Source organism: Bradyrhizobium sp. IC3195, from assembly GCF_020193585.1.
GTDB lineage: Bacteria > Pseudomonadota > Alphaproteobacteria > Rhizobiales > Xanthobacteraceae > Bradyrhizobium > Bradyrhizobium yuanmingense.
Genome location: NZ_JADYVG010000004.1, coordinates 299,725 through 311,350 on the forward strand (window position 1 = coordinate 299,725; position 11,626 = coordinate 311,350).

The 11,626-nt window shown below is 63.7% G+C and carries 8 protein-coding genes; 5 read left to right on the forward strand and 3 right to left on the reverse strand.

Annotated elements, in window-relative coordinates:
* Positions 1-29 precede the first annotated feature (29 nt).
* The 5 genes from I6F09_RS11770 to I6F09_RS11790 all read left to right on the forward strand — a co-directional run bounded on the left by I6F09_RS11770 (position 30) and on the right by I6F09_RS11790 (position 8,240).
* Positions 30-3,125, forward strand: coding sequence for a MexW/MexI family multidrug efflux RND transporter permease subunit (locus I6F09_RS11770; protein WP_036025801.1), 3,096 nt, complete (start codon positions 30-32; stop codon positions 3,123-3,125).
* A 131-nt stretch (positions 3,126-3,256) separates the two neighbouring features.
* Complete coding sequence (locus I6F09_RS11775; RefSeq protein ID WP_225188103.1) at positions 3,257-5,851, forward strand: ATP-binding protein; 2,595 nt, start codon at positions 3,257-3,259, stop codon at positions 5,849-5,851.
* The gene (locus I6F09_RS11780; RefSeq protein ID WP_025034870.1) at positions 5,848-6,237 is read left to right on the forward strand and encodes a response regulator; all 390 of its coding nucleotides are present in this window, start codon (positions 5,848-5,850) and stop codon (positions 6,235-6,237) included. The genes I6F09_RS11775 and I6F09_RS11780 overlap by 4 nt, the downstream gene beginning before the upstream one ends.
* Complete coding sequence (locus I6F09_RS11785) at positions 6,234-7,484, forward strand: adenylate/guanylate cyclase domain-containing protein (RefSeq protein ID WP_036004735.1); 1,251 nt, start codon at positions 6,234-6,236, stop codon at positions 7,482-7,484. The genes I6F09_RS11780 and I6F09_RS11785 overlap by 4 nt, the downstream gene beginning before the upstream one ends.
* Positions 7,485-7,493: 9 nt before the next feature.
* Positions 7,494-8,240 carry a hypothetical protein gene (locus I6F09_RS11790; protein WP_225127385.1) on the forward strand — a complete coding sequence of 249 codons (747 nt, stop codon included), beginning with the start codon at positions 7,494-7,496 and terminating at the stop codon, positions 8,238-8,240.
* Positions 8,241-8,261: 21 nt separating this feature from the next.
* On the opposite strand, the gene I6F09_RS11795 is transcribed toward I6F09_RS11790, so the two are convergent.
* The 3 genes from I6F09_RS11795 to I6F09_RS11805 are packed head-to-tail and all read right to left on the reverse strand — an operon-like array spanning position 8,262 to position 11,609.
* A complete protein-coding gene (locus I6F09_RS11795; RefSeq protein WP_225143751.1) occupies positions 8,262-9,146 on the reverse strand; it encodes an ABC transporter permease in 885 nt (294 codons plus the stop codon).
* 2 nt (positions 9,147-9,148) lie between these two features.
* Positions 9,149-10,090 (reverse strand): ABC transporter permease, encoded by a 942-nt coding sequence (locus tag I6F09_RS11800; protein WP_025034874.1) that lies wholly within the window; start codon positions 10,088-10,090, stop codon positions 9,149-9,151.
* Between the two features lie 10 nt (positions 10,091-10,100).
* Positions 10,101-11,609: an ABC transporter substrate-binding protein gene (locus I6F09_RS11805; RefSeq protein ID WP_225188104.1), complete on the reverse strand. Its 1,509-nt coding sequence runs from the start codon at positions 11,607-11,609 to the stop codon at positions 10,101-10,103.
* Between the last annotated feature and the right edge of the window lie 17 nt (positions 11,610-11,626).

The window sequence follows — 11,626 nt, forward strand, 5'->3', positions numbered from 1 at the left end:
TTGAAAAAAAGAAATCGAGATCGCCCGCGATGGCCTTTACCGACATTTTCATCAAACGACCGGTCCTGTCGGTCGTCGTCAGCCTGCTGATCCTGCTGATCGGCCTGCGCGCGGCAATGGTGCTGCCGATCCGGCAATATCCGAAGCTGTCGAATACGGTCATCAACATCACGACCGTCTATCCCGGCGCGTCCGCAGACCTGATCCAGGGCTTCATCACCACGCCGATCGAGCAGGCGGTCGCGTCCGCCGAAGGCGTCGACTACATCACCTCGTCCTCGGTGCTCGGCACCTCGACGATCCAGGTCTACATCAAGCTGAATTTCGATCCGAACCAGGCGCTCACCGAGGTGTTGGCGAAGACCAATTCAGTGAAGTACCTGATTCCGAAGGAATCCAACGACCCGATCGTCACCAAGACCACCGGCCAGACCACGGCCGTGATGTATCTCGGCTTCTCCTCGGACGAGCTGTCCGGCTCGGCCATCTCCGACTATCTGACGCGTGTGGTGCAGCCGGTGCTGTCGACCGTCGACGGCGTCGCCTCGGCCGACATTTTGGGCGGCCAGACCTTTGCGATGCGGCTGTGGCTCGATCCCGTGAAGATGGCGGGCCGCAACGTATCGCCGGCTGACGTTGCGGCGGCGATCCAGGCCAACAACTTCCAGTCCGCGGCGGGCCAGACCAAGGGCTATCTGATCGTCTCGAACGTCTCGACCAACACGGGCCTGACCAACGTCGATCAGTTCAAGAAGATGATCGTCAAGGCCAAGGACGGCGGCTTCGTGCGGATGGAGGACATCGCCACCGTCGAGCTTGCAGCCCAGAGCACGGATGCCAGCGTCGCCTTTAACGGCGAGCGCGCGATCTTCATTGGCGTGCAGGCGACGCCACAGGGTAATCCGCTGACGCTGGTCAAGGGTGTGCGCGCGCTGTTCCCCGAGCTCGAACGCAACCTCCCGCCCTCGATGAAGATGAAGGTCGCCTACGACTCGACCAAGTTCATCCAATCTTCGATCGACGAGGTGCGGAATACATTGGGCGAAGCCGTCATCATCGTGATCGTGGTCATTTTCCTGTTCCTGGCCTCGCTGCGCTCCGTCATCATTCCCGTCGTCACCATTCCGTTGTCGATGATCGGCGTCTGCACGATGATGCTGGCGCTGGGCTTCAGCTTCAACCTGCTGACCCTGCTCGCGATGGTCCTGGCGATCGGTCTCGTCGTCGACGATGCCATCGTCGTGGTGGAGAACATCCATCGCCATCTGGAGGAGGGCAAGACGCCGGTCCAGGCCTCGCTACAAGGCGCGCGCGAAATCGTCGGGCCGGTCATCTCCATGACCATCACGCTCGCCGCCGTGTACGCGCCGATCGGGTTCCTCGGTGGCCTCACCGGGTCGCTGTTCCGCGAATTTGCCTTTACCCTCGCAGGCTCGGTCATCGTATCAGGCGTGATCGCGCTGACGCTGTCGCCCATGATGTGCTCGGTGCTGCTGAAGAACACCGAAGAGGGCCGCTTCGCCAAGTTGGTGAACCGGGTGTTCGGCGCCATGACGCGGTGGTACGGCCGCAAGCTCGACCGCTCGCTCGACTACAAGGCCATCACCGGCCTGTTCGCCGTGACGATCCTGGGACTCGTCGGCTTCCTCTACATGAACACTTCGAAGGAGCTGGCGCCCGAGGAAGATCAGGGCATCGTGTTCGCGGTGACCAAGGCGCCGAAATACGCCAACATCGACTATGTCGATTTCTACGGCGAGAAGCTCGACAAGGAATTCCAGAAATTCCCCGAGACCGATCTGCGTTTCGTGCTGAACGGCATCAACGGCCCGCAAGGCGGCATTGCCGGCATGCTCTTGAAGCCCTGGGACGAGCGCACACGCTCGTCGATCGCCTTGAAGCCGCTGGTGCAGGCCGAGCTCTCCAAGATCGAGGGCGTGCAGGCGTTCGCGTTCAACCTGCCGCCATTGCCGGGCGGACCCGGCGGTCTGCCGATCCAGATGGTGATCAATTCCACGGCCAGCTTCCAGACGGTCTATGAGCAGATGGAGAAGCTGAAGGAGGCTGCACGCAAGAGCGGCATGTTCATCGTCTCCGATAGCGACCTCGCCTACAACCAGCCGAACGTCGAGGTGACGATCGACCGCACCAAGGCTCAGGACCTCGGCGTCAACATGCAGAACCTCGGCTCGACGCTCGCGGTGCTGCTCGGCGGCAATTACATCAACCGTTTCAACCTCGAGGGCCGCTCCTATCAGGTGATTCCGCAGGTGCCGCGCGGCAAGCGGCTGTCCCCGGAATCGCTCGGTGGCTACTATGTGACGACCAACACCGGGCAGCAGCTTCCGTTGTCGACCGTGGTCTCGATCAGGACCAAGACCGATCCGAATTCGCTGACGCACTACAACCAGCTCAATTCGGCGACGTTCTCCGCCGTGCCGATGCCCGGCGTGACCGTCGGCGCTGCGGTCGACTTCCTCGAAGGCGAGGCCAAGAAGCTGCCGCAAGGCTTCAGCCACGACTATCTGGCTGACTCCCGGCAATACGTGCAGGAAGGCAATCAGCTTGCCATCACCTTCGGCTTCGCGCTGATCATCATCTTCCTGGTGCTGGCGGCCCAGTTCGAGAGCTTGCGCGACCCGCTGGTCATCATGATCTCGGTGCCGATGGCGATCGTCGGTGCGCTGATCCCGCTGTTCTTCGGCATGGCGACCATAAACATCTACACCCAGGTCGGTCTGCTCACCCTGGTCGGCCTGATCACCAAGCACGGCATCCTGATGGTGGAGTTCGCCAACGAGCTCCAGGTTAACGAGCGGCTCGACCGCCGCTCGGCCATCGAGATGTCGGCCCGCATCCGTCTGCGGCCGATCCTGATGACCACGGCCGCGATGGTGACCGGCCTGATCCCGCTCCTGACCGCGACCGGCGCGGGCGCGGCCAGCCGCTTCTCGATCGGTCTCGTTGTCGTCGCCGGCATGTCGATCGGCACGCTGTTCACGCTGTTCGTGCTGCCGGCAGTCTATGTGGTGCTGGCGACCGACCATCGCGCGGCGGCCGATTCGGAGCGGAACAAGCAGATCGGCGAGCTGGACCTCGATTCAAAGGCGCTACGGCCGACCTGAGGCCGCTGGCAGGTTAGTCCCGAAAGGGCGGCAGCGGTGATCCGCTGCCGCCCTTTTTCGTTGGGTCTCGGGCGAGCTCCTTGCCGCGCTTGCGAGAGACAAGGTCCGGTCTTCTTGCTAGGTTCCGTGGAATGAGCCTGTCCCTCCACCCCGATACACCTCGAGCCGGGACATTGCCGAGCGCGGCCCCAGGCGAGGTCGCCTCCGGCGACACGGCGGGGCGCGGAATCCGGACCCGGCTCTTCGCCAAATACGTCGCGCTTTTCGTGGCGGTCGTCGCCATTGCGCTGCTCGCCAATGGCCTGTTCGAAGTCTACTTCTATTATCGCGAGCACAAGGCCGCTCTGATCCGGGTCCAGCACGAGCAGGCCGAGGCGGCCGCTGCCAAGATCGGCCGGTTCGTCAAGGAGATCGAGAGCCAGCTCGGCTGGACCACGCAGCTGCCCTGGTCGGGCGGCTCGATCGAGCAGCGCCGGTTTGACGCGCTGCGCCTGTTGCGCCAGGTCCCTGCGATCACCGAGCTGGCCCAGGTGGATTCGACCGGCAAGGAGCGGCTGCGGGTCTCGCGGCTGGCGATGGACGCGCTCGACAGCGGGATCGACCTGTCGAGCGATCCGAAGTTCACCGAGGCGGTCGCGCGCAAGGTCTATTACGGGCCGGTCTATTTTCGCCGGGAGTCCGAGCCCTACATGACGCTGGCGCTTGCGGGCGCACGCAAGGATGCCGGCGTCAGCATCGCCGAGGTCAATCTCAAGCTGATCTGGGACGTCGTGTCCCAGATCAAGGTCGGCGAGCACGGCAACGCCTACGTGGTCGGCCCGGAGGGCCGCTTGATCGCGCATCCCGACATCAGTCTCGTGCTGCGCAACACCGACATGTCCGGCCTTGCGCAGGTACGCGCCGTGCAGTCCGGCGGCGCCATGCCTGACGTGCTTTCCGAGGCCCACAACATCCAGGGGCAGAAGGTGCTGACCGCATCGGCCCCGATCGAGCCGCTGCGCTGGACCATGTTCGTCGAGCTGCCGGTCGAGGAAGCCTATGCCGCGCTCTATGCTTCGCTGCAGCGCCTTGCAATCGTGCTGCTCGCGGCATCCATCTTCGCGGTGCTGGCCGGGATCTTCCTGGCGCGCCGCATGGTCGGGCCGATTCAGGCGCTGCGGAGCGGCGCGGAACGAATGGGCGGTGGTGATTTCTCCCAGCGCATCTCGATCAAGACCGGCGACGAGCTCGAAGGGCTCGCCGACCAGTTCAACGACATGGGCGCGCGCCTGCAGGAATCCTATGCGGACCTCGAGAACAAGGTCGAGAAGCGGACCGCCGAATTGCGGGAGTCGCTCGAGCAACAAACGGCGACGTCGGAGGTGCTCGAAGTCATTAGCTCCTCTCCGGGAGAGTTAGAGCCGGTGTTTCAGAAGATGTTGGAGAATGCTACCCGCGTCTGCGGTGCGAATTTCGGCACGATGAATCTGTGGGACGGCCAGAAATTCAACATCGTCACCGACTACAACATTCCGCCCGATTTCTCCGCCTTCCGTAAGCGGACTCCGATCTTCCCACATCCAGGAACGACGCTGGCTGCAATCATTGCGACGCATCAGCCCGCGCAGATCAATGACTTGAGGGAAAGTCCTGGGTACAAGGCCGGTGTTCCCTTTGTCGTCGGAATGGCCGACGTTGCCGGCGCCCGAACCCTTCTCTCCGTACCCATGCTGAAAGAGGATGATCTGATCGGCGCGATGACGATTTTTCGACAAGAGATTCGCGGCTTCACGGACAAACAAGTCGCGTTGGTGGAGAACTTTACCAAGCAAGCCGTCATCGCGATCGAGAATACGCGCCTGCTGAAGCAATTGCGCGAGCGTACGACCGAGCTATCGCAATCGCTCGACAATCTGCGCACCGCGCAGGACCGCCTGATTCAGACCGAAAAGCTCGCTTCCCTCGGCCAGCTCACCGCCGGCATCGCCCACGAGATCAAGAATCCGCTCAACTTCGTCAACAACTTCTCCGCGGTCTCGACCGAGCTGATCGACGAGCTCAACGAGATCCTGCAATCGGCCGTGCTCGACGGCAAGACGAAGAAGGAGGTCGACGAGCTGACCGGCATGCTCAGGGCCAATCTCGAGAAGGTGGTGCAGCACGGCAAGCGCGCCGATTCCATCGTCAGGAACATGCTGCTGCATTCGCGTCAGGGGTCCGGTGAGCATCGTGCCGTCGACATCAATGCGGTGGTCGAGGAGAGCCTCAATCTCGCCTATCACGGCGCGCGCGCCGAAAGGCCTGCCTTCAACGTCACGCTCCAGCGCGATTTCGACCCGGCTGCCGGCATGATCGACGTCTATCCGCAGGAGATCACGCGCGTCTTGCTGAACCTGATCTCGAACGGCTTCTATGCCGCGACCAAGCGCAAGGAGAGCGAGGGCGATGCATTCGAGCCCACCTTGCGCGCGGCAACGAAGAATCTCGGCGACAGGGTCCAGATCCGGATTCGCGACAACGGCACCGGGATTCCAGCCGAGGTGAAGGAAAAGATGTTCAATCCCTTCTTCACCACCAAGCCGGCCGGCGAGGGCACGGGACTCGGCCTTTCAATGAGCCACGACATCGTGGTGAAACAACACGGCGGCACGATCGACGTGGACACCACACAAGGTGTATTCACCGAGTTCATCATCACGCTGCCGCGGACGATGGCAGCGGGCGACACTTCCGGAGGAAAGTCTTGAACGTTTACATCCTGGTCGTCGATGACGAGCCCGACGTCGAGGCACTGTTTCGGCAGCAGTTCCGGCGCGACCTGCGCGCCGGCCGGTTTCAGATGGAGTTTGCCCTCTCGGCCCCCGAGGCGCTCGAGCGCGCCGCCGAAGTCCGTGATCCCTCGCTGATCCTGATCCTGTCGGACATCAACATGCCCGGCATGAGCGGGCTCGACATGCTGCCGAAGGTGCGTGCCGCGCATCCCGATGTTCCCGTCATCATGATCACGGCCTATGGCGATGCGGAGACGCGCCGCAAGGCGATCGAACGGGGCGCCGTCGGGCTCCTCACCAAGCCGATCGACTTTGCGCTGCTGCGGCAGGAGATCGACACGAGGCTCGAGCAAGCCGCATGACTGCGACCATCCTCTTCGTCGACGACGAGCCGGATCTCGAGGCGCTGATCCTGCAGAAATTCCGCAGGCAGATCCGCGATGGGCAGCTCGCGCTGATCTTCGCGCGCGACGGCCTGGAGGCGCTGGAAGCGCTGGAGCAGAATCCGCATGTCGACATGGTGGTCTCCGATATCAACATGCCGCGAATGGACGGCCTGTCGCTACTCGCGAAGCTCCAGGAGGCCCAGGAGAAGAAGTCGACCATCATCGTCTCGGCCTACGGCGACATGAGCAACATCCGCACCGCCATGAACCGCGGTGCGTTCGACTTCCTGACCAAGCCGATCGACTTCGCCGACCTCGAAGCTACGATCGAGAAGACCGTCCGCCATGTGGAGATGCTGCGCGAGGTGCGGCGGCGCCAGATGGAAGCCGAGCGCGCCCATGCCTCGCTGTCGCGCTTCTTCTCGCCGGAGATTGCAAGGCGGCTGGCCGCGAACGTCGATGGCGACGGCATTGAGGTGCAGTGGCGCGATGTCGCCACCCTGTTCACCGATATTACAGGCTTCACCTCGCTGGTCGAGACCGCGCCTCCGCAGACCCTGGGCGAGCTCCTCAACGAATATGTCGGCGGCATGACCGAGATCGTCTTCGCCCATGAGGGGACGGTCGCCAAGATCATCGGCGATGCGATCCAGGTGCTGTTTAATGCCCCCGGCGACCAGCCGGACTATGCAACCCGTGCGGTCGCCTGTGCCCATGCTCTCGACGCTTGGGCGGAGGATTTTTCGGCGCGCTGGAAGGCAAGAGGCGTGAATTTCGGAGCTACCCGCATCGGCGCTCATGCCGGTCCGGCGCTGGTTGGCAATTTCGGCGGCAACCGCTTCTTCGACTACACGGCCTATGGCGACACCATCAATATTGCGGCCCGGCTTGAGGCGGCGAACAAGCACCTGGGAACGCGCATTTGCGTTAGTGCCAGCGTTGCGAATGGGGCCGAAAACTTTCGTGGCCGTCCCGTGGGCGACCTGATGCTGCGCGGACGCAGCGAGCCGCTGCGCGCATTCGAGCCGCTGCCGCAGGCGAGGTTCGAGGCGCCAGCGACGGCGCAATATGCCGAAGCGTTTGCCAAGATGGAGGCCGGCGATGCCGCGGCCATGCCGTCCTTCGCCGCGCTGGTCGGCATGCACGCCGACGATCCGCTGGCCGGATTTCACCTGAAGCGCCTGCTCAACGGCGCCAAGGGCACTCGCATGCAACTGGAATAGGAGTCCGTCATGACGCGCGAATTCTCGGCCGGCAACTATCGTTTCATTCCGTCCGTCTTCCAATATTCCGCCGGTGCTGCCGCGGATGAGGGCTACGAGATCGAGCGGGTCCGGTTCGACCGCCTGGTGCCGCTCGCCGAAGGATTTGCGCTGGCGGCAAAGTTCATCCAGGAGGCGGGCCGCCCGCTGACGGCGTTCTGCGCCTGCGAGCTGCGCTCGCCAGCGGCCTTCAGCGAAGAAGGCTTTCGCGCGTTCAATCTGCACTATGTGAAGACGCTGTCCGAATGGGGCATCTTCGACGGCAGCACCAATCCGGTGGCGCGCAGCAATGTCTGCCCCGAGATCGATCCGCCGTCCGAACCGTCGTTCTATGCGTTCTCCTTCACGCGTCCGACGCGGTCAGATTTGCCGAGCTTCGTCATCGCCGGCGGCGCCGAGGCGCGCGAGGGCAGCGGCTCCTATGTCGAGCGCACGGTGCGCTACCGCGATCTCAGCCCGGAGGGGCTGCGCGAGAAGGTGCGCTTCACCACCACGTCGCAGATGGAAAACCGGATGGCAGCCTTCGGCTTCGGCTGGAAGGATACAACCGGGGTGCAGGCCTATTCCGTGCACGACTTTCACCATGCGCTGGTGGACGAGTTGGTCCGTCGCGGCGCGCTCCGCTCCGGGCTGACCTGGCATTTCGCCCGTCCGCCGGTGGTCGATCTGGAATTCGAGATGGATTGCCGCCGCGTGCTGCGGGAGGTGGTGGTCTGAGCTCCTCACCAAAAGGAATAATCAGCGCTGCCTTGGGTCGAGTGCGTCCCGCAGCCCGTCGCCGAGCAGGTTCAGCGACAGCACGACGAGGAAGATCGCAAGGCCCGGCCAGATTGCCATCCAGGGCGCCTGGGTCAGGAAGCGTTGTGCCGCGTTGAGCATGCTGCCCCAGGACGGCGCCGGCGGCTGCTGGCCGAGGCCGAGGAAGGAGAGGGCGGCCTCGGCGATGATGGCGGCAGCGATCGAGAGCGTCGCCTGCACCAGAAGCGAGGGGAGGATGTTCGGCAGGATGTGCGAGAGCGCGATCCGCCACGGCGGATTGCCGAGTGCGCGCGCGGCCTCGACATAGTCTTCGGCTTTGACGACGAGCACCTGGCCGCGGGTCAGGCGGATGAAGATCGGCGTCGCCGAGATGCCGATCGCAATCATGGCATTGCCGAGGCTCGGGCCGAGGAACGCGGCGAGCGCGATCGCCAGGATCAGGAACGGGCAGGCCAGCATCGCATCGGTGATGCGGCTGATCAGCGCGTCGGTGAAGCCGCCGCGGTAGCCGGCAAGGAGACCGAGCGGCACGCCGATGCCGAGCGCGATCGCGACCGAGATTAGGCCTGCGAGCAGCGAGGCGCGCGCGCCGTAGACGACGCGGCTGAGGATGTCGCGGCCGAGCTCGTCGGTGCCGAACCAGTGGGCCGAGGTCGGCGGTTTGCGCACAAGGCTCCAGCTCGTCGCGATGGGATCATAGGGCACGATGAGCGGAGCGAGCACGGCAAGGGTGATGAATATCGTGAGCACGACGAGCCCGAACACCGCTGCCTTGCGCTTGAACAGCCGCCGACGCGCGCGGCGAGCCGGGCTATCCAGCTCGTCGGCTCGCGTGAGAGGACTCGGCAGCGCGGCGTCGGTCATGATCAGCCCCGAAGCCGCGGATTGACGAGGATGTAGGCGATGTCGGCCACCAGATTCAGCGTGATGTAGACCGTGGCCGTGACCAGGACGACGCCCTGAACCACGGCATAATCGCGGTTGAATACGGCATCCACGATCAGCTTGCCGAAGCCGGGAATGGAGAAGATCTGCTCGGTCAGGACCGCGCCTGAGAGCAGCGTACCGAGCTCGAGCGCGCCGAGCGTGATGACGGGGGTCAGCGCATTGCGCATGGCATGCTTGAGGATCACCGTGCGCTCCAACAGCCCTTTGGCGCGCGCGGTGCGCACGTAGTCGCTTTCCAGCACCTGAAGCATGGCGCTTCGCGTATGCCGCATCAGGATCGCGGCGATCGCATTGCCGAGCACGAAGGCCGGCATGATGGTGACGGCCAGGCTCGCGCGCCAGTTCTCGGTGAGCGGCACGTAGCCGGAAGCCGGCAGCCATCCAAGCTCGATCGAAAACAGGAAGATCAGCATGATCCCGAGCCAGAAGTTCGGCGTCGAGATGCCCCACAGCGCAAACAGGTTCGCGCCGTAGTCCCAGGCCGAACCTTTCTTCACGGCCGCGACGATGCCCGCGGGAATGCCGATCAGCAACGCGATCAGGATCGCCATCGAGCCGAGCTGCAGCGTCACCGGCAGCTTCTGTGCGATCAACTCGCGCACCGGCATCTTGTTGCGCAGCGACTCGCCGAAATCGCCAGAGAGCACGCCCTTGATCCAGTAGGCGTACTGCACCGGGACGGGCTGATCGAGCCGGTACTGGCGGCGGATCTGCTCGATCACGGCGGGATCGCGCTCCTCGCCCGCCATCACCAGCGCGGGGTCACCCGGCAGCAATTGCTGCAGCGAGAAGATCAGCACCGAGACGAAGAACAGCGTCGGCACGATCTGCACAAGTCGGCGGGCGAGGAAGTTCAGCATCCTCGCAGCGTCACTTCAGCTTGAGGCCGACAACGCGGACGAGGCCGTCCGGCATTTGCCTATAGCCTTCGAGCTTGGTCGTGTGCGCGATGATGATGCGGCGGTGATAGAGGTAGAGCAGCGGCTCTTCCTCCTGGACCAGCTTGGCCAGGACCTCGTAGCTCGCCTTGCGCTTGGCGGGATCGGTGACGAGCCGCGCCTCCTCCAGCGCCTTGTCGGCCTGTGGATTGTTCCACCCGCCATAGTTCTGGGGTGCGCCGTTGTGCAGGAACACGAAAGTGTTGCCGTCGGGATCGACGCGGCCGCTCCAGGCGAGCATGTAGGCCTGATAGTCGCCCGTCTCCGCCTGCTTCAACCCGGTTGCGAATTCGGTGAGGCGTATCTTCATGTCGAACCCAGCTTCCGCTGCCATCGACTGGATCACCTGCGCCGGTGTTTCGGTTTCCGCGCCCTTGGGCACCAGGAAGTCGACGCTGACCGGCGGCGTCACGCCGGCCTCCTTCAGCAGCGCCTTGGCCTTCTCGACGCTGCGGGGACGGATCGGAAGCGATTTCTGATAATAGGGATGATTAGGATTGACCCATTGATTGCCGACCTGAAACTCGCCGTTGAACACGACCTGGTTGATCGCCTCGCGGTCGATGGCAAGATCGAGTGCCTGCCGCACCTTGGCGGATTGGCTGAGCGGGCCCTTGGTCTTGTCCTTGCCGATGTTGAGCGTGATGCCCTGATAGCCGAGCTCGATGGCGGTCGCGACCTTCAGCCGCGAGTCGGCGCGCACCTCCTTGAGATCGGTGGCGAGCACGCGCTCGATCAGGTCGAGGCCGCCGGATTTCAGGTTTGCGAGCCGCACGGTCGCATCGACGATCGGCTGGAACACGATCTTGTCGATGAAGACGTTGTCCTTGTTCCAGTAGTCGGCGAATTTCTCGAACACGATGCGGTCCTGCTGCACGCGCTCGACGAACTTGTAGGGGCCGGCGCAGACCGGGCGAAGGCCGAACTTGTCGCCGGCCTCCTTGGCCGCCTTCGGCGACATCATCATTCCGGCGCGGTCGGTGAGCTGAGCGAGCAGGGGCGAGAACGGCGACTTCAACACCAGCTTGACCGTGAGGGGATCGACGATTTCGACGTGATCGACCGAGGCGAGCTCCGGCTTGCGGAACGAGCCGGGGAACGTCAGATGCCGCTCCAGCGAGAATTTTGCTGCCTCGGCATCGAACGGCTCACCGTCGTGGAATTTCACGCCGGGCCGCAGCTTGATGACCAGCGCCTTGCCGTCGTCGGCGGTTTCGCTCGAGAGCGCCAGCTGCGGCACGATGTTGAGCTTCTCGTCGATGTCGAACAGCTTGTCGCAGAAGGAGGAGAACACGATGCGGCCGACATAGGTGCGCGCCATCGTAGGGTCGAGGATATCGGGGTCTTCGGCGAGGCCGATGCGCAACGTGGTCTGGGCCTGCGCGGCCCCGATCGACACCAGCACAGCGGCGGCTGTTGCGGCCAGGCGAAACATCTTCATCGGTCAATCCCCATTGC

What these genes read in the sequence shown, in the direction of transcription:
- I6F09_RS11790 (WP_225127385.1), top strand. Translation starts at nt 7,494, where the DNA reads ATGACGCGCGAATTCTCGGCCGGCAACTATCGTTTCATTCCGTCCGTC.
- I6F09_RS11785 (WP_036004735.1), top strand. Translation starts at nt 6,234, where the DNA reads ATGACTGCGACCATCCTCTTCGTCGACGACGAGCCGGATCTCGAGGCG.
- I6F09_RS11800 (WP_025034874.1), bottom strand. Translation starts at nt 10,090, where the DNA reads ATGCTGAACTTCCTCGCCCGCCGACTTGTGCAGATCGTGCCGACGCTG.
- I6F09_RS11770 (WP_036025801.1), top strand. Translation starts at nt 30, where the DNA reads ATGGCCTTTACCGACATTTTCATCAAACGACCGGTCCTGTCGGTCGTC.
- I6F09_RS11805 (WP_225188104.1), bottom strand. Translation starts at nt 11,609, where the DNA reads ATGAAGATGTTTCGCCTGGCCGCAACAGCCGCCGCTGTGCTGGTGTCG.
- I6F09_RS11795 (WP_225143751.1), bottom strand. Translation starts at nt 9,146, where the DNA reads ATGACCGACGCCGCGCTGCCGAGTCCTCTCACGCGAGCCGACGAGCTG.
- I6F09_RS11775 (WP_225188103.1), top strand. Translation starts at nt 3,257, where the DNA reads ATGAGCCTGTCCCTCCACCCCGATACACCTCGAGCCGGGACATTGCCG.